Raw genomic sequence first — 18,262 nt, 5'->3', positions numbered from 1 at the left:
GCTGTAATGCATCTGATTCACAGATACAGAAACTCGGCCACAGGCACAGCGAGCGGTCCGGGCACGCCGGCGGTCGCGCTCCTCCCCAGGTGATGCGGGAGCGCTTCGTCCTGTCGCCTCAGCGCGACGTGTCCGCCCTGATCAGATCGGCGGTGCGCTCGGCGACGATCATGACGGTGACGACGGGGTTGGTCGCCGTGAGCGTGGGAAGGACCGACGCGTCGGCGACGCGTAGCGCGTCGACGCCCCGAACTCGCAAGTCCGGATCGACGACCGCGAACGGATCGTCGTCGGCGCCCATCCTGCAGGTGCCGCTGACGTGGAACACCGTCTGGTGCGTCGCTCGGGCGATTCGCGACAGCTCCTCGTCCGACTGCACATCCGGACCGGGGAACACCTCGCGCACCAGCCAGGAGCGCAGGGGCTCGTACTCAGCGATCTTCCGGGCGGCCCGTACTCCGGCCAGCAGCATCCGCTCGTCGTGACCGTCCGGGTCGGTGAAGTAGCGGTAGTCGATCTTCGGCGGCCGGTCGATGTCGTTCGAATCGATCCACACCCGGCCGCGGCTCGCGGGCTTGGCCACATTCGGGGCGATGGAGACGATGTGCTCGGGGAACTCGACGCCGTGCGCGCGCGGGTGGTCGACCACGGGCTCGACGGGGAAGTGCATGAGGATGTCGGGGGCGTCCGTCCGGTCCGTGAGGGTGAGCATCGCTCCCGCGTCCCAGCCGCTCGCGCTTGTGGCCGGTGGTGGTGCGACGGACTCCCACACGACCAGCCCCTCTGCGTGGTCCTGCAGGTTCCCGCCGACGCCCGGCGCGTCCACGAGCACCTCGACGCCGGCGGCGGTGAGTACGTCGGAGGGGCCGATGCCGGACAACTGCAGCAGCTTGACGGTGTCGATCGCGCCGGCGCTGAGGACCGTCTCCCGCCGGGCTGTGTGGACCGTGCCGTCGGCGAGCTCGACGCCGGTCGCCCGCAGGGTGCCGCCGGTGCTCCGTTCCAGGATCACGCGCCGGGCCCGGGCACCGGTCACGACATGAAGATTGGGCCGGGAGTCCGCCAGTTCGTGGACGTAGTAAATGGACGTGGAGGAGCGGAGATTGGATTCCGGGGTGTAGCCCACCTCGAAGAAACCGGTGCCGCGGGCGTCGGCGTCGAGCCGTCCGTCGTTCCACTCGTCCTGGACGGGCAGGCCGAGCGCACGGGCCGCGGAAGCGACGACATCGGCGACGAACGGATTGCGGTCGTCGGGCGCCACGGGGTGAATGGGTGTCAGCAGCCGGTCGTAGTAGGGCTGTACGGTCTCGGGATCCCAGCCTGCGGCGCCGAGTTCCACCCACTCGCGCAGATCGGAGGCGAGCGGACGCCACGCGATCATCGTGTTGGTGGTGGAGCAGCCGCCGAGTATGCGCATCCGCGTCTGCCGGATGGCGGAGTTGCCGCGCTCCTGCGGGACGCTGCGGTAGTCGAGGTCGTAATCACTTTCGACCATCTCCGCCCAACGGCGGATGGAGCGGGCGCGTGCCTCGTGACGGTCGGTCGGTCCCCACTCCAGGAGCGCGACGTTCACGTCGGGGTCCTCGGACAGCCGGGAGGCAATGACGCAGCCGGCGGTGCCCCCGCCCACGACGAGGTAGTCGAACTCGGAGGAGCTGGAAGAAGTCGTCGTCATGACCGGGTGGCCTCCTGCGCGGCGTAGGCGTGCAGCCCACCCGGAGCGATCCGGATCCAGACGCGCTGCTCCGGCTCGATGGAGTGGGCGTGCTGGGACAGCATCATGGCGGGGACGGTCAGCGAGCCGAGCCGCGCCTCGGCCCGGGCGAACGGTCCGTAGAAGTCCAGCGAGGTGACGGTCCCCTCGTGTTCGTCCTCGTTCCGCGGCCGCTCGGAGGCGGGGGTGAGGGCGACCCGCTCGGCCATCACGACCGCCTCCGCGGGCGTCCCGTCGGTCAGGGTGGAGGCGGCGAGACGAAGGCGCGTTCCGTCGATCTCGATCTCCGTACGGCCCGTGGCCGTGTCCGTGGCCCTGCCCGCGTCCGTCCCCCCGTCCTTCTTGCGAATGATCCCGTTGCCGAGCGGTACGGCGCCCAGGAATCCCGCGACGAAGCCGTTGGCCGGCTCGCGGTAGAGAGTCTCGGGGGTGTCGAACTGCTGGACCCGGCCGTGGCTGAGCATGAGCACGCTGTCGCCCAGGTTCATCGCCTCCTCCTGGTCGTGCGTGACCATGATCGTGGTCAGCCCGGTCTCTTGGTGGATGCGCTTCAGCTCGGCCTGCATCTCCCCGCGGATCTTGCGGTCGAGCGCACTGAGCGGTTCGTCCAGGAGCAGCACGTCCGGCTCGGTGACCAGCGCGCGGGCCAGTGCGACGCGCTGCTGCTGGCCGCCGGAGAGCTGCTTGGGGGTGCGCTTGCCGAAGCCGGCAAGGCCGACGAGCTCCAGCATGCGGTCCGCGCGGGTGTGGGCCTCCTTCTTGCCGATGCCGCGTGCGCGGAGCCCGAAGGCGACATTGGTGCCGACGCTCAGATGCGGGAAGAGCGCGTAGTTCTGGAAGACGAAGCCGATTCTGCGTTTCTCGCTGGGCGCGCGGGTGACATCGCGCTCGCCGATGCGGACCGTACCGGTGTCGGGGTCCGAGAGCCCGGCGATGATGCGCAGCAGCGTGGACTTGCCGGAGCCGGACGAGCCGAGCATGCAGCAGAAGCTGCCGTCCTCGACCGTCAGGTCGAGCGGGTGGAGGGCGGCGGTGCCGTTGAACGACTTGCTGACGCCCGAGATCGTGACGGTGGCCATGATTTCAGCGCTCTCTGGTAGTGGTGAAGAGGCGGGCCGCGTTCCCGGTCAGCCAGTTCAGGACGACGATGATCAGGACGGTGCCGGCGACGACGAGAGTGCCGAGGGCGTTGACGTCGGGGGTGACTCCCAGACGCACCATCGAGTAGATCTGCACCGGCAGCGTGGAGATCCCGACGGGCGCCAGGAACAGCTGGATCGCGAAGTTGTTGAAGCAGATCACGAAGGCGAGCATCCCGCCCGCGATGATCGACGGTGCCATCAGCGGCACGGTGACCAGCAAGAAGGTCCGCACCGGACCCGCCCCGAGCGAGCGTGCCGCCTCGGCGTAGTCGGGGCTGAGGTTCTCCAGCCTGCCTCTCTCGATCAGGACCACGAAGGGCAGCGAAGTGATGATCGAGGACAGCAGCAGCGCGGTGGTGCTCTGTCCGAGCCCCAGCCAGTCGAAGACCGAGAGGAGTCCGGCCGACAGGAGCAGCAGAGGCACGGACAGCAGGGCGAGGAGCAGTCCGTTGACGGGCAGCGTGATCGCGATCGGTGCCTTGCGCAGCCCGAAGGTGAGCAGGGTACCGACGACCACGCACACGATCGTCACCTCGGTGGCGAGCGTGATGCTGGTGGACAGGGCGTCGAGCAGCGCGGTGTCGGTGCGCAGCACCTGGTACCAGTGCAGGGAGAAGCGGAACGGCAATGTCCCGTACCGCGACTCGTTCAACGACAACACGACCATGCTCAGGACCGGCAGGGCGAAGACGACGAGGACGGCGTAGAGCCAGACCTTCGTCACCAGGGCGGATGTGCTTCGTCGCATCGGTTCAGCTCTCTCGGGCGACGGTCAGTTCGGGGGTACGGGCGCGGGTGCGAGGCCGCGGCGGAGCAGTGAGCCGGTTCGTCGGACCGCCGCTCTGCGCCCGTTTCGTCCAGGACACCAGCGCGGTGACCACACCGACGACGAGGAGGCTGGTCACCAGGAGCACCAGCGACAGCGCGACGGCGAAGCCGTCGTTCGCTCCGGAGGAGATCTGCGTGGAGATCGTGTTGCCGAGCATCTGCCCGTCGGGACCGCCGAGGACGGCGGGCTCGGCGAAGGCACCGACGGTCTGCACGAAGGTCAGCGTGAAGTTGACCACGACCATCGGGGCACTGAGCGGCCAGATGACGTGGGTGAACACATAGCGCGGGCGCGCCCCGAGGGTGCGGGCCGCCTCCAGGACCGACGGGGAGACCGACTCCGCGGCGGAGTACAGCACCAGGACGGCGGTGGGCATGCTCTCGTACACGAGCATCAGGAAGTTCGCCCACGGCGTGTACAGGATGGAGTCCTGCGGCCCGGTCAGATGCAGTTGGGTGAGTACGTAGGAGATCGGGCCGCCGGCCTGGATCAGGGTGAGGAAGCCGTAGATCAGCAGCAGTTGCGAGGTGATGTACGGGATGATCACCAGGCCCAGGATCATCGTCCGCCGTGCGGGTTTCACATGGCGGGCGAGGGCCCAGGCGGCCGGCCATCCCAGCGCGATGGCGACGACGGTCACCGCGAAGGACAGCAGCAGGGTGCGCCCGAGCAGCCGCAGATAGGTGCCCGAGCTGAACACATGGGCGAAGTTCTCGGTCGTCAGCTGCGACCGGTCGTTGACGAAGCCCGTGATCACGAGCGCCACCAGGGGCAGGAAGGCGAACAGCACGAGCAGGACGATCCCCGGGGCGAGGAGTCCGGTGCGGGCCAGCGCCGGGCCGGCGGATCGCCTGGGCGACCCGCCGACACGGCGGAGGGGGGAAGGCGCAGTCATCTATCCGGCCTTCACCTTCTGCCAGAGGTCCTCCCAGGACTGCATGCGTGCCGTGGGCATGGGCAGTTGCAGGGCGAGGGAGGAGATCTTCGCGGGGTCGGCCTGCAGCCGGCTGGTGACCGAGGAGTCCAGCGACTCGACGACCTTCTGGTTGGCCGGCGCCGGGGAGGCGTCCTCGGGGGTGTCGGCCCACTTGGTGAGGAACTTGCTGCCGGTCATGTAGTTCAGCCAGTCATAGGCGAGGCCGAGGTTCTTGGTCTTCGCGGAGATGGCCCAGTTGTCGATCCAGCCGACCGCGCCCTCCTCGGGGACCGTGTACTTCAGGTGGGTCTGGCCGGAACCGATCAGGCCGCCGATGGCGTCGTTGTTGCCGATGCCCGCGACGACGGTGCCGCTGGAGAGCGCCTTGGCCAGGTCGTCGGTGGAGGAGTAGAGCAGCTTGGCGTTGGCCTTGAGGTCCTTCAGAGCCGGCTCGATCGTGCCGAGGCCGGGGTGCTGCGGGTCCTCCCCCTTGTAGAGGGCGGCGGTCGGGATCTCGACGGTGGCATTGTCGTTCACCGCGATCTTGCCCTTGTACTTGCTGTCCCACAGGACGCTGAGCGAGGTCGGCGCCGTCTTGAACACCCGGTCGTCGTAGAACAGGCCGGTGGAGCCGTAGGTCCACGGGATGCCGTAGAGCTTGCCGTCCTTGCGCAGCTCCTTCCGGTCGGCGAACTGCGGGTAGATGTGGCCGAAGTTGGTGAGCTCGGAGGTGTCGAGCTCGTGGAAGAGCTCTCCGTCGATGCCGTCGCCGATGTACTGGATGTTCGGCAGGCCCACGTCGATGCCGCCGTCGGCCTTCTTCATCAGGTCGAGCAGGTTCCGCTCGGAGTCGATGTAGACGAACTTGAGGGAGGCGCCGGTCTCCTGCTTGAACTGGGTGGCGACCCAGCTCAGGTCGGCCCCGTAGCCCTTCCATATGCCGACGGTGAGGGTCTTGCCGCCGGAGCTGCCGGCACTGCCGGCGCCGAGGGAACAGGCGGACAGGGTGAGGGCCCCGGCGGCGATCGCCGCCACGGCGGCGACGGACCGCGCGCGACGGTCCCGTTGTCTGCGTGTGCGGAAGGAAGGCGTTGACTTCAAGACTGAACTCCTGGCGGTGTGGGCTCGAGAGCCGGAACGGTGAGAACCAGTGGGAGGTTGTGGCCCGTACGGGGTCACCGGGGCGGCGAGGCCGGCATCCGGTCCGGGGCCTGCGGCGCGAAGGCGGGCAGCGCGGCGCCGACCGTGCTCTCCAGATACCGGCGTGCGGCTGTCAGCGCCGCTTCCGGATCGGGTGCCGCGTCGAGTTCCAGCAGGACGCACTCCTGGAATCCACGGCGGTTCAGCAGGGCGCTGAGCGCCGGCCAGTCGACGGCACCGTCGCCGATCGGCCGGAAGTGGTCACGGTGCCGGTCGAAGATGCCGTCGTCGATGCGCGGCGTCCCGCGGAACGGGCCGGAGGCGTCCTTCCAGTGCACGAGGCCGATGCGGTCCAGCTGCCGGGCCGCCACGGCGACCGGGTCGGAGCCGGAGAGGACGACATGCCCGGTGTCCAGGCACAGGCCGACGGTGAAAGCGTCGGTCAGCAGCATCATCAGGTCCACGTCCCGGCCGTTCCACATCATCGAGTGGCTCTCGGTGTGCAGCAGCATGCGGACGCCGTGCCGCGCGGTGACGGCCGCGACCCGGTTGACCAGGTCGGCCACTGGCTCGGCGGCGCGCAGGCCGACGGGCTCGTAACCCGAGCCGCCGGGCGCGTTCCGGCGCATCGGCAGGCCGGTGACGAGGTGGCGGCCGCCGGCCTCGGCGAGGAACGCGGCGTACCGTTCGGCCTCGGCCAGGATGCCCTTCTGCACGTCGACGTCCGTGATGTCGGTGGCGTGCTCGATGTCCCCGAAGTAGCCGGACGCCAGGGCCAGCCCGCGTGCGGTGAGCTCGTCAGCGAAGCCTCGCGCCGAGCCGAAGGCCGCTCGTGCCGTGCGGTGGTCGGCCGGGGCGAAGGTGAGCTCCAACTGCTGGATGCCGGTCCGGCACAGGGCGTCGAGGACGCGGTGCCAGAAGGCGGCGGGCTGCTCGGCGGCGTAGGCGGCGAGTGCGGCCCGGTCCGCCAGGCCCCAGTAGGCGGGGTCGAAGAAGGTGATCAGGTCGACGCCGAACGAGGGTGCGGGGGCGGTGGGTTGACGAGTCATTCTGCAACCTTCGTGGCGGGAGCGAAGAGCTCGCCGGTCACGGCCGGCGCGTGCGCGCCGACGCCGGCCGTGCGGCGCATGAGGACGTAGTACAGAGGGCAGATCACCGCGAGGCCGATGATCCAGGAGACGCCGCCGAGGATGTAGTAGACGATCGCGTTGACGCTGAACCGGCCGTAGCGGACCCGGGTCTGCAGCATCTGGGGCACGCCCATCTGCGCGCCCTGTGCGGCGTGCCCGTGCCGCTCGGTGAGCGGTATGTGGTCGATCGTGCGGACCTCGACGGCGGAAGCCCGCGGCGCGACGGCGTCGGTCAAGAGGCACCTTCTCGGGGCGAAGGACAAGAGGGCGGACGTGATCGAGCCGACCGGCCGACAACCGCTTGGGGGGTATGCTCCGCCGTCAACGTCGCATCAGACAAGCAAGATGATGCGAAGCATTGCATCAGTTTTATTGATGTAGCTGTATCCGCAATCTGGCCGATATGCGGGCGTAACGAGGCGAAGGCACAGTGCACCGCCTCCGGGGTGCCCCGCAGCGGCCACAGGAGGAGGAGCACAGGATGAGCAAGCGCCCAGAGATCACACTGGCGCAGCTGCGCTACTTCGTCGCGGCGGCCGAGCGGCTCAGCATGACCGAGGCCGCCCAGGCCTTCTTCGTCGCCCAGTCCGCCATCTCGGCGGCGATCGCGCAGCTCGAGCAGCAGGTGGGGGTCCAGCTGTTCATTCGCCAGCGTTCCAAGGGCCTGGTCCTGACCCCGGCCGGCCTGCAGTTCCTCGGAGACGTCCGGGCCCTGCTGCTCAGCCTTGACGGCGCGCTGGACTCGGCGCGCGGAGTCGACAATCAGGTCCGCGGCACCGTCCGCATCGCCTGCTTCGTCACTCTCGCGCCGTTCCTGCTGCCGGAGCTGATCACCAGGTGCCGTACGGCGCACCCCTACCTGGACGTCACGGTCGAGGAGGTCGATGCCGAGGACGGCCGGGAGGCGCTGCGCGCGGGCCGCGTCGAGCTGCTGCTGAGCTACGACTTCGCGCTGGGTGAAACCGTCGAACGCGAGGTCGTGGTCCAGGCGCCGCCGCACGTGATCCTGCCCGCGGGCCATCCCCTTGCCGGGCGCGCACAGGTCTTCCTGCGGGAGCTGGCGCGTGAAAAACTCATCCTCCTCGACCTGCCCCACAGCCGCGACTATTTCCTGCGCGTCCTGTCGTCGGCCGGGCTGGAGCCGGACATCCGCCACCGCTCCGGAAGCTACGAGACGGTCCGCTCCCTGGTCGCCCACGGGCACGGATTCTCCGTACTCAATCAGCGGCCGGCGCACGACCTGACCTACGACGGTCACTCGGTGGCCGCGCTGTCGATCGCCGACGACGTGCCGTCCCTGCCTGTCGTGGTCGCCTCGTTGCGCGGAGTGCGGCAGAGCGCGCGGGCCCGCGCGGTCTCCGCCATCATCCGCGATGTGGCCGTACGGACCGCGTCGGTCCCCCGGCCCGGGACGCGTCGTCGACACGGCACCGAGCGTCAGGTTTCGGCCACGTTGCAAACACATCCTTCATCTGAATCACAGATGAATCGAGACTGACGAATCTATTTGACCCTGTTACCGCTCCTCCCGAAACTGATCCCGACCCAGAACCGGAAGAAAGAGGAACCGGTGACGAAGGACAGCGCCTACTGGCACGGGATGGCCGCAGGGCTCGCTCCCGCGAGCGGGATCGTCGTGGACGGCCGTGAAGAGGGAGCGGAAAGCGGCGCGACCTTCACCACCCGCAATCCCGCCACGGGACGGCCGATCGCCGAAGTCGCGCGCGGTGACACGCCCGACGTGGACCGCGCGGTCCGCTCGGCGCGCCGGGCGTTCGACTCGGGGGTCTGGGCCGCCGCCCCGCCCGCCGAACGCAAGGCCGTCCTGCTGCGCCTGGCCGCACTCGTCCTGGAGCACGCCGACGAACTCGCCGTGCTGGACACGGTCGACGGCGGCAAACTCATCACGGACACCTCGCAGTTCGACGTGCCGGGCGCCGCGGCCATCCTGCAGTGGTATGCCGAGATGATCGACAAGACCTACGGAGAGGTCGCCCCGACCGCGCCCGGCGACCTTGCGATCGTCACCCGAGAGCCGCTCGGCGTCGTCGGCGCGGTCGTGCCGTGGAACTACCCGCTGGAGATGGCGATCTGGAAGGTCGCCCCGGCGCTCGCCGCGGGCAACAGCGTGGTGCTGAAGCCTGCGGAACAGTCACCGCTGTCGGCGATCCGCCTCGGCCTGCTGGCAGTCCGGGCGGGCCTGCCGGCCGGCGTCCTCAACGTCGTGCCCGGCTATGGCCACGAGGCCGGCCGGGCGCTCGGCGAGCACCCGGACGTCGACTGCATCGCCTTCACCGGCTCCACCGCCGTCGGCAAGCTGTACCTCCAGTACGCCGGCGCCTCCAACCTCAAGCAGGTGTGGCCCGAGTGCGGCGGCAAGAGCGCCAACATCGTCTTCGCCGACGCCGCCGATCTGGCCGCCGCGGCCCGGCTGACCGCGGACCGCATGTTCGGCTGCGCCGGGCAGGTCTGCTCCGCCAACAGCCGGCTGCTGGTGGAGAAGTCCGTCGCGAAGGACTTCGTCGCGGCGGTCTCGGCCCGTGCCATGGAACTGGTCGTGGGAGACCCGCTCGACCCGGCCAGCACGCTCGGCCCGCTGGTCAGCCCCGAACAGGCGGAGCGGGTGATGGGCCACATCGAGCGTGGCCAGGAGTCGGCCGCGCTGGTCCTCGGCGGGCACCGGGTCGAGGGCCTCCCCGGTGGGTGCTTCGTCGAACCGACCGTCTTCACCGACGTCGACCCGGCCTCCGCGCTCGCACAGGAGGAGATCTTCGGCCCCGTCCTCGCGGTCACCACCTTCGAACGCGAGGAGGAGGCGGTCAGGATCGCCAACGACTCCAGCTACGGACTCGCGGCCTCCGTGTGGTCCGACGGCCTGGCCCGCACCCTGCGGGTCTCCCGCGCCCTCCGGGTCGGCACCGTGTCGGTCAACACCATCGACGCGCTCGACGTCGTCACCCCGTTCGGCGGTGTCAAGCAGTCCGGCTTCGGCCGCGACCTGTCCGCCCACTCGCTCGAGAAGTACACCAGCCTCAAGACCACGTGGTTCGCGTCATGACCGCCGGACCGGTGTGGCCCCACCTCTCGGAAGGACTCCGATGACACAGCCCGATGCCGACCTCCTCATCATCGGCGGCGGAATCATGGGCGCCGGAGTCGCCCGCGCGGTGCGCGACGCGCACCCGCACGCACGCATCACCATGGTCGACACGGGCCCGGTCATCGGCAGCGTGGCAGGCCGGCACCTGCACGACACCGAGGACGAGGAGCTGTGGCTGCGCTACAACCGGCGCGTCGAAGCCGGGACGCAGGCACTCTACGTCGGCGCCCAGACCACGCCCGACATCGGCGAGACCGTCGTCGGCGCGCCCGGCGGCATGTACCACCTCGGCGCGTTCGGCGAGGACGCCGCCGAACTGCCGGCCGCCGCCATCGGGTGGAACTCCGGCGGCATGGGCGTGCACTGGACCGCCGCGACCCCCCTTCCCTACGGACAGGAGGTGTTCGACTTCGTCGAGCCGCGGGAGTGGGACGCCGACCTGGCCCGGGCACAGGAACTCCTGCACGTCCATCCTTGCCCCTACGGTGCGACGGAGGCGGGCGATCTGGTGGTCTCCCGCCTGCGGGAGGTCTTCGACGACGTCAGCGACCCCGGCCGCCACGTCCAGCCGATGCCGATGGCCATCCAGCCGGTGCCCGCGGGGGAGGACGCCCGGCACGGTGTGCTGCGCCGCACCGGCCCCAGCGTCATCTTCCCGCCGATCGGCCATGGCACGGACGACCGTTTCCTGTTGCTGTCCGACACGCTCTGCCTGAAAGTCCTCATGAACGGCGAGCGCGCGACGGGCGCGCTGGTACGCAACCTCGTCACCGGTGAGGAACACGAGATCAGGGCGTCCGCGGTGGTGGTGTGTGCGGACGCGCTGCGCAGCCCGCAGCTGCTGTGGGCCTCCGGAGTGCGCACGGCGGCGCTCGGGCGACATCTCAACGAGCACGTTTTCGTCAGTGGCCGTGTGTTCGTCGACTTGGACCGGGTGCCGGTCGACCTGAGCAAGCTGCGGCTTCCGCTGCCCGGCGAGTGGTGTGTCGCCTCGCACTGGCTGCCCCACAGCGGGAGCCGGCAGCCGTTCCAGGGGCAGATCATGAGCTCCCTGCTCCTCGAGTCCGACCTGCGCACCCCGTACGGGTACTCGGTGCAGTTGTCCTGGTACGTCCCGACCGAGACGCAGGCCGAGAACCGTGTCGAGTTCTCGGACAGCCTGACGGACGCCGCGGGCCTGCCGCGGATGCGCGTCCGCTTCTCCTACAGCGACAAGGACCGGGAGACCATCGCCGCCGGGCTGAAGTGCCAGCAGCAGGCCGGGCAGGCGCTCGGGGACTTCGACCCCGAACGGGACTCGGCGGTGCTCGCTCCGGGCTCCTCTCTCCACTACACGGGAACGGTCCGCATGGGCCCGCACGACGACGGCACCAGCGTCTGTGACCCCGACGGCCGAGTCTGGGGCACCGACAACCTGTTCGTCGCCGGCAACGGCGTGATCCCCACGCCGATGACGGCCAACACGACGCTGACCGGCATGGTGACGGCCGTCCGAGCGGCCCGCGGGCTCACCCGGGGCGTCCTGACCCGGGGCTGAGGCACCCGTGCCTGTGGAACAAAGGCGCCCTGGACGATCTCACTGACATCGATCCCCTCGACTACGAAGATGCCCTGGCTGCGTGCCGACGCCGGGCAGCGACAGCGGTCCTGGTACGGCGGCCGGGTCCTGGTCGGTGCCCTGCTCGGCGACGGTGACGCCGATGCTGCCCGGCGGGCCGCGGCCGAACCGCGTGCGCACGACCGGCAGTGGCTCGCCCGCGCCGACCGGGCCAGCGCTCCGTCCTGCCGACGCGCTCGGGGTCTGCCTACGGCTGGCCGAACCACTCATGAAACAGACGAGCAGGCGCGACTGCCACCGTCGCCTGGGTGCGGAAGTCCAGCCCTCGGCAGATGCAGCGATGGTGAGATAGATAGGGGTACAGTTTATAGAAGTGTGGTTCTGCTATAGGGGCGGAGAGGCATGGACAAGCCCGTCGAGATGTTCGACCGCGACTACGAATGGTCGGCACTGGCCCGGTTCATCGAAGATGACCAACCCGGTGCGACGCTCGGGGTGGTCTCCGGACGGCGCCGACAGGGCAAGACCTTCTTGCTCGACGCGGCCTGCCGCGCCGCAGGCGGGTTCTACTTCGGGGCGACCGAGGCCGCCGATGCCGAGTCCCTGCGGCGCATGAGCGCTGCGCTCACCGCGCATGTGCGCCCTGCCAGTCCGTACCACTTCTCCGACTGGGCCGAGGCCGTCGACGCACTCCTCGCGCTGGGTGCGGAACGGCCTGTGCCCGTCGTGATCGACGAATTTCCGTACCTCGCCAAGGCGAGTCCGGAGCTCCCCTCGATCATCCAGGAGGCGTTGCGGACCCTGCGCGATCAGCGCATCGGTTCCCGCACCCGGCTACTGCTGTGTGGCTCGGCGCTGTCGTTCATGGGAAGGCTGCTGTCCGGCAATGCCCCCCTGCGAGGCCGGGCAGGGCTGGAGTTGGTGGTCCGCCCTCTCGACCACCGCTTGGCCGCGGAGTTCTGGAACATCACGGACCCGCGCCTGGCCATGCAGGTCAACGCGATCGTGGGCGGTACACCTGCGTATCGACGGGAATTCGCCCGTGGCGACACCCCGAACGGTGCTGACGACTTCGACGACTGGGTCGTTCGCACCGTCCTCAACCCAGAGACTCCCCTTTTCCGGGAGGCCCGCTACTTGCTCGCGGAAGAGCCCGACCTGCGAGACACCGCCCTGTACCTGTCTGTGCTCGCCGCAGTAGCCGACGGCAACGCGACCCGGGGCGGGATGGCCGGGTACCTGGAGCGCAAGGCCACCGACATCGCTCACCCCATCAATGTCCTCGAAGACGCCGGCCTGCTGCACCGGGATGCCGACGCCTTCCGCGACAACCGTCCTACCTACCGCATCGCCGAGCCGCTGATCGGCTTCTACCATGCGATCATGCGACCGGTCTGGGACCAGTTGGAACGTCCTGGCAGCGCAGCCCGGGTTTGGCAGGCCAGCCGCCGCCGCTTCACCAGTAATGTCCTCGGCCCCCATTTCGAACAGGTCTGCCGCGACTGGGCGCTGCACCACGCCGACCCCGAAGTGATCGGCGGTCTGCCCGCCCGGGTCGGACGCGGCGTGGTGCACGATCCCAAGGCCCGCATCGGACACGAGGTGGATGTGGCGGTCATCGGTATCGCCGACGGAACCAGGCCGCCGCTTCTGGCCATCGGCGAGGCCAAATGGAATGACACGATGGGCATCGCCCACATCGAACGCCTCCGGCGCATCCGCGACCTCATCACCCAGGCCGGTCGCTACGACACCAGCAGTACCCGACTCCTGTGTCTCAGCGGCGCAGGCTTCAATGACAAGGCATACGCGGCCGCACAGACTGACCCTGATATCCAACTGGTCGACCTGGAGGCGCTCTACGGCATGGAATGAAGCTTGCGAAGGTGTGGTGCGGTCGGTCCAGAGGGTCGCCTGCCGGGCTGGCAGATGTGAGCCTGTCAGAAAAATAGGTGGCGCCGGAATGCGCCCGGTTCTAGTGTGAAGCCCGCTTCACGCAGTGGCTGTCGGCCGCTGCTGTCGGCTGGGTGAGGAACGGGAGGTGTGACCGATGGCTGTCTCTGTGGTGGGCGCTGCCCGCAACCAGAAGTTCATCCACTCCACCTCCGTGGCCTCCGGCTGATCTATCCTGCTTCTTCGCGCCTGCGAGTGCGCGCGGCCGGGGCCGCCCTGTGAAGGGTTCCCCTTGCATCTCTCTTCTCTTCCGGCTTCCTCCGCTTCGTCGCACCCTCTGGCCCCCTACGGGTGGGATGCGGACTGGGAAGCCGAGTTCGCTCCCTACGCCGAGCAGGGTCTCCTGCCCGGCCGTGTCGTGCGGGTCGACCGCGGTCAGTGCGACGTGGTCACCGCCGTCGGAACCGTGCGTGCCGACACCGAGTTCGTCGTCCCCCGCGACCCGATGAAGGTCGTGTGCACGGGGGACTGGGTCGCCGTCGATCCCGGAGGCAGTGATCCGCGGTATGTGCGGACGCTGCTGCCCCGGCGTACCGCGTTCGTCCGGTCGACGTCGTCCAAGCGTTCCGACGGGCAGGTGCTGGCCACCAACATCGATCACGTCGTCGTCTGCACGTCGCTCGCTGTCGAACTCGACCTCGGCCGCGTCGAACGGTTCCTGGCCCTGGCCTGGGAGTCCGGCGCGCAACCGGTGGTCGTGCTCAGCAAAGCCGACCTCGTGCCCGACCCGGTGACCCTCGCGCACCTCGTGCGGGACGTGGAGACCGCCTCGCCCGGAGTGCCGGTGCTCACCGTCAGCGCCCTGCACGGGGAAGGCCTCGGCACCCTCGGCGCGCTGGTCGGCGCCGGCACCACCGTGCTGCTCGGGCAGTCCGGGGCGGGCAAGTCGACCCTCGCCAACGCCCTGGTCGGCGAGGACGTCATGGACGTACAGGCCGCCCGGGACGTGGACGGCAAGGGCCGGCACACGACCACCACCCGCAATCTGCTCCCGCTGCCCGGTGGTGGCGTGCTCATCGACACGCCGGGGCTGCGCGGCGTCGGGCTCTTCGACGCCGAGACCGGGGTCGGGCAGGTCTTCGCCGAGATCGAGGGACTGGCCGGGGAGTGCCGGTTCCACGACTGCGCGCACGACAGCGAGCCCGGGTGCGCGGTCATGGCCGCCGTCGAGAACGGCCGGCTGCCGGCCCGCCGCCTGGACAGCTACCGCAAGCTCGTCCGGGAGAACCAGTGGATCGTCGCGAAGACCGACGCCCGGGTCCGCGCCGAGCTGCGCCGGGACTGGAAACGGAAGGGGGCGGAGGGCAGGGCGGCCATGGAGGCCAAGCGCGGACGCCTGCGCTGACCCCACGGGGGCGGCAGCGTCGCGTCCGATTTCCGCCAGCCCCCCCCGTACGCGTCACCCACACTGGATGACGTGATGGACGAAGACACCAGGTACGAGGCCGTGCGCAGCCGGGACGCCCGGTTCGACGGGGAGTTCTTCTTCGCCGTCGAGACGACCGGGATCTACTGCCGGCCCAGCTGCCCGGCCGTGACCCCGAAGCGGCGCAACGTGCGGTTCTTCACGACCGCCGCCGCGGCGCAGGGCGGCGGTTTCCGGGCGTGCCGCCGCTGCCGCCCGGACGCCGTGCCCGGCTCCGCCGACTGGAACGTGCGCGCGGACGTCGTGGGCCGCGCCATGCGGCTGATCGGCGACGGCATCGTGGACCGCGAGGGCGTCGCCGGGCTCGCCACCCGGCTCGGCTACAGCGCGCGACAGGTCCAGCGGCAGCTCACCGGCGAGCTGGGCGCCGGACCCGTCGCGCTCGCCCGGGCCCAGCGGGCGCACACCGCGCGCGTCCTGCTGCAGACCACCGGCCTGCCGATCACCGAGATCGCGTTCGCCTCCGGGTTCGCCAGCGTGCGGCAGTTCAACGACACGATCCGGGCCGTGTACGCGGCCACCCCGAGCGAGCTGCGCGCCGCCGCGCCCCGGGACAGGGGCCGGGCGCCGCGTGCCGTCCCCGGCACCGGGATCCCGCTGCGGCTCGCCTACCGCGGGCCCTATCAGGCCGCCGCCGTCTTCGATCTGCTCGCCCGCGAGAGCGTGCGCCGGGTCGAGGAGGTGAGCGGCGCCTGGGGCGACCGCACCTACCGGCGCACGCTCCGGCTGCCGTACGGCACCGGCATCGTCGCCGTCGCGGAGCGCACCCGGTCCCCGAAGGCGGGGCCCGCCGCCCACCCCGGCGGCTGGCTCGACGCCCGGCTGCAGCTGACCGACCCGCGGGACCTGACCACGGCGGTGCAGCGGCTGCGCCGGCTGTTCGACCTGGACGCCGATCCGTACGCGGTCGACGAACGGCTGAGCGCCGACGCACAACTCGCCCCGCTGGTCGCAGCCCGGCCCGGGCTGCGCTCACCCGGAGCCGCCGATCCCGCGGAGTGGGCGGTGCGCGCGCTGGCCGGGCCCGCTGAGTCGGAGCGGCTGGTGCAGCGTTACGGAAAGGCGCTCGACGCCCCCTGCGGCAGCCTCACCCAGCTGTTCCCGGAGCCCGCCGTCCTTGCCGCTGCCGAGCCGCACGGCACCCTGGGCGCGCTGGCCGCCGCGCTGGCCGACGGCACCGTACGGCTGGATCCGGGCGCGGACCGGGACGACGCCACACAGGCCCTGCTCGCCCTGCCCGGCCTGGACCCGGCCGTCGCCGCCGCGATCCGGGTCCGCGCCCTGGGCGATCCCGACGTGGCCCCGCCCGGCCTCGACATGCCGGACGGCCGACGGCCCTGGCGCTCCTACGCCGTGCGGCACCTGGAGGCCGCACGGGACCTCGGTGCAGGGCCAAACCCGTACGCCCCGCAACACCCGTATCCGGAAGGGAAATCGGAACAGGCATGACCCTCGAACCGACGTACTGGACCACCGTGGCCGGACCGCTCGGCCCGCTGCTGCTCACCGCGGGCCCGGACGGCGCGCTCAGCTCGCTCTCCGTGCCCGGCCAGAAGGGCGGCCGCACGGTCGGTGAGGGCTGGCGGCGCGACCCCGGCCCCTTCCGGGCGGCCGAGGAGCAGCTCGCCGCCTATCTCGCCGGTGAGCTCAAGGAGTTCCGGCTGGAGCTGCGGACGCACGGCACCGAGTTCCGGGAGCGGGTGTGGGCCGCGCTCGACTCCGTTCCCTACGGGGCGACCACGACGTACGGCGAGATCGCCGCGCGGATCGGCGCGCCGCGGGCAGCGGTGCGGGCGGTCGGCGGCGCGATCGGCGCCAACCCCTTGCTGATCGTGCGCCCGTGCCACCGGGTGATCGGTGCGGACGGCTCCTTGACCGGCTACGCCGGCGGCCTCGACCGCAAGACCTGGCTGCTCACCCTGGAGGGCGCGCTCGCCCCGCGCTGACCGCCCGCGTGACCGGACCGCCTCGTTCTGCCAGGTCGATCGCGTGCGCTGGGCCGAACGGGTGGCATCGCGGTGATACCGGCCCGGCACCGTCCGTCCGCGTGCGACCTTCGCCTCCTGGGGGACATCGGGAAGGGCGGGGGCACACATGGTCAAGGCCGGGCGGGTACTTGCGGCGGCGCTCCTCGCGCTGATCGGCACGACGGGAGCGGCGCCGCAGACGGAGGCGGCGACAGCAACGGCGCCGGGTGCGGTGCGCGCGGCGGTGCCGGCAGCGGTCCGCGCCGCGCCCGCGCCGGCCCCCTGGACCGGTACCTGGGAGGCCGCGCCCTCCGGTACCGCCCCCGCGCTGCCCGGCGCCGCCGTCCGCAACGTCGTGCATCTCAGCGTCGGCGGTGACCTCCTGCGGATCCGGCTCAGCAACCGGCTCGGCACCGGACCCCTGACGCTCGGCGCGGTCACCGTCGCGCTGCGCGGCGCGGCCGGTCCGGACGCCGTCCCCGGCACGATGCGGAAAGCGACCTTCGGCGGCGCGCCCACGGCCGCGGTCCCGCCAGGCGGCGACCTGGTCAGCGATCCGGTGCCGCTGGCCGTGCCGGCCGCCGCCGACCTGCTCGTCACGGTCCACACACCCACCGACTCCGGACCCGCGACGTACCACCGCACCGCCCTGCGGACCAGCTACGTCGCCCCGCGGGGCGCCGGCCGGGCCGCCGACGAGGACGGTGCGGCGTACACGGCCACCACCAGCCACTGGTACTACGTCACCGGCGTCGACGTCCGCGCACCCCGCGGCGCAGGCAGCGTCGTGGCCTTCGGGGACTCCCTCACCGACGGCACCGGCTCCACCCACGACGCCGACCGCCGCTGGCCCGACCGGCTCGCCGAACGCCTCCGGCCCCGCCGGCTGGGGGTGCTCAACGCCGGGATCGCCGGCAACCGCCTGCTGCGGGACGGCACCGGGCCGAGCGCGCTGTCCCGGCTGGACGCCGACGCGCTGTCCCGGTCCGGCGTGCGGGTGCTGATCGTCTTCGAAGGCATCAACGACATCAACGGCACACCCCGGGCGAACGACGTCGCCGGCTTCGAGGCCGCGTACCGCACGATCGTCTCCCGCGCGCACGCCCACGGCATCCGGGTCGTCGGCGCCACCCTCACCCCGTACGGCGGCCACCGCGCCTTCACCGCCGCCCGCGAGGACCTGCGGCAGCGGATCAACGCCGTCATCCGCACCGGGGGCGTCTTCGACGCCGTGGCCGACTTCGACGCCGCCGTCCGTGACCCGGCACGGCCCCAGCGGATCAGGCCCGCCTACGACCCCGGCGACCATCTGCACTTCAACGACGCGGGCATGCGGGCGCTGGGCGACGCGATCGACCTCGGCGCCCTGCGCTGAACCGTCGTGCCG

General features: G+C 70.8%; 15 protein-coding genes. 8 read left to right on the top strand and 7 right to left on the bottom strand.

Features of this window, described 5'->3' with window-relative positions; all coding sequences use genetic code 11:
- Positions 1-118 precede the first annotated feature (118 nt).
- The 7 genes from CTZ28_RS32890 to CTZ28_RS32860 all read right to left on the bottom strand — a co-directional run bounded on the left by CTZ28_RS32890 (position 119) and on the right by CTZ28_RS32860 (position 7,107).
- Positions 119-1,675 carry a GMC family oxidoreductase gene (locus tag CTZ28_RS32890; RefSeq protein ID WP_121893377.1) on the bottom strand — a complete coding sequence of 519 codons (1,557 nt, stop codon included), beginning with the start codon at positions 1,673-1,675 and terminating at the stop codon, positions 119-121.
- Positions 1,672-2,793 carry an ABC transporter ATP-binding protein gene (locus CTZ28_RS47325; protein ID WP_183154702.1) on the bottom strand — a complete coding sequence of 374 codons (1,122 nt, stop codon included), beginning with the start codon at positions 2,791-2,793 and terminating at the stop codon, positions 1,672-1,674. Before CTZ28_RS47325 ends, CTZ28_RS32890 begins: the two co-directional genes overlap by 4 nt.
- Positions 2,794-2,797: 4 nt before the next feature.
- Positions 2,798-3,604, bottom strand: coding sequence for an ABC transporter permease (locus CTZ28_RS32880; RefSeq protein ID WP_121893376.1), 807 nt, complete (start codon positions 3,602-3,604; stop codon positions 2,798-2,800).
- A gap of 4 nt (positions 3,605-3,608) precedes the next feature.
- Positions 3,609-4,580, bottom strand: a complete 972-nt coding sequence (locus tag CTZ28_RS32875) for an ABC transporter permease (RefSeq protein ID WP_121893375.1) — start codon at positions 4,578-4,580, stop codon at positions 3,609-3,611.
- Entirely contained in the window at positions 4,581-5,702 is a 1,122-nt protein-coding gene (locus CTZ28_RS32870; RefSeq protein WP_147481226.1) for an ABC transporter substrate-binding protein, read from the bottom strand.
- 74 nt (positions 5,703-5,776) lie between these two features.
- Positions 5,777-6,790: a sugar phosphate isomerase/epimerase family protein gene (locus tag CTZ28_RS32865; RefSeq protein ID WP_121893373.1), complete on the bottom strand. Its 1,014-nt coding sequence runs from the start codon at positions 6,788-6,790 to the stop codon at positions 5,777-5,779.
- Positions 6,787-7,107: a hypothetical protein gene (locus CTZ28_RS32860; RefSeq protein ID WP_121893372.1), complete on the bottom strand. Its 321-nt coding sequence runs from the start codon at positions 7,105-7,107 to the stop codon at positions 6,787-6,789. The genes CTZ28_RS32865 and CTZ28_RS32860 overlap by 4 nt, the downstream gene beginning before the upstream one ends.
- A 245-nt stretch (positions 7,108-7,352) precedes the next feature.
- Here CTZ28_RS32860 and CTZ28_RS32855 point away from each other — a divergent pair, with 245 nt between their 5' ends.
- The 8 genes from CTZ28_RS32855 (at position 7,353) to CTZ28_RS32820 (ending at position 18,250) form a co-directional block, all read left to right on the top strand.
- On the top strand, positions 7,353-8,369 hold the full coding sequence (locus CTZ28_RS32855) for a LysR substrate-binding domain-containing protein (RefSeq protein WP_121893371.1): 1,017 nt from the start codon (positions 7,353-7,355) through the stop codon (positions 8,367-8,369).
- A 72-nt stretch (positions 8,370-8,441) separates the two neighbouring features.
- The gene (locus tag CTZ28_RS32850; RefSeq protein ID WP_259471922.1) at positions 8,442-9,929 is read left to right on the top strand and encodes an aldehyde dehydrogenase; all 1,488 of its coding nucleotides are present in this window, start codon (positions 8,442-8,444) and stop codon (positions 9,927-9,929) included.
- A 40-nt stretch (positions 9,930-9,969) separates the two neighbouring features.
- Positions 9,970-11,508, top strand: coding sequence for a GMC oxidoreductase (locus tag CTZ28_RS32845; protein ID WP_121893370.1), 1,539 nt, complete (start codon positions 9,970-9,972; stop codon positions 11,506-11,508).
- 423 nt (positions 11,509-11,931) lie between these two features.
- The gene (locus CTZ28_RS32840; protein ID WP_121893369.1) at positions 11,932-13,404 is read left to right on the top strand and encodes an AAA family ATPase; all 1,473 of its coding nucleotides are present in this window, start codon (positions 11,932-11,934) and stop codon (positions 13,402-13,404) included.
- 310 nt (positions 13,405-13,714) lie between these two features.
- The gene (rsgA, locus tag CTZ28_RS32835) at positions 13,715-14,827 is read left to right on the top strand and encodes a ribosome small subunit-dependent GTPase A (protein WP_121893368.1); all 1,113 of its coding nucleotides are present in this window, start codon (positions 13,715-13,717) and stop codon (positions 14,825-14,827) included.
- A 75-nt stretch (positions 14,828-14,902) separates the two neighbouring features.
- Positions 14,903-16,357, top strand: a complete 1,455-nt coding sequence (locus CTZ28_RS32830) for an AlkA N-terminal domain-containing protein (RefSeq protein ID WP_121893367.1) — start codon at positions 14,903-14,905, stop codon at positions 16,355-16,357.
- Complete coding sequence (locus CTZ28_RS32825) at positions 16,354-16,854, top strand: methylated-DNA--[protein]-cysteine S-methyltransferase (protein WP_121893366.1); 501 nt, start codon at positions 16,354-16,356, stop codon at positions 16,852-16,854. Before CTZ28_RS32830 ends, CTZ28_RS32825 begins: the two co-directional genes overlap by 4 nt.
- 148 nt (positions 16,855-17,002) lie before the next feature.
- Positions 17,003-18,250, top strand: coding sequence for an SGNH/GDSL hydrolase family protein (locus CTZ28_RS32820; protein WP_121893365.1), 1,248 nt, complete (start codon positions 17,003-17,005; stop codon positions 18,248-18,250).
- The last annotated feature ends 12 nt before the right edge of the window (positions 18,251-18,262 follow it).

The sequence above is a fragment of the Streptomyces shenzhenensis genome (assembly GCF_003688995.1).
GTDB lineage: Bacteria > Actinomycetota > Actinomycetes > Streptomycetales > Streptomycetaceae > Streptomyces > Streptomyces shenzhenensis_A.
The sequence above is the reverse complement of the archived record's forward strand: the minus strand, read 5'-3'. Positions and strand labels throughout refer to the sequence as shown.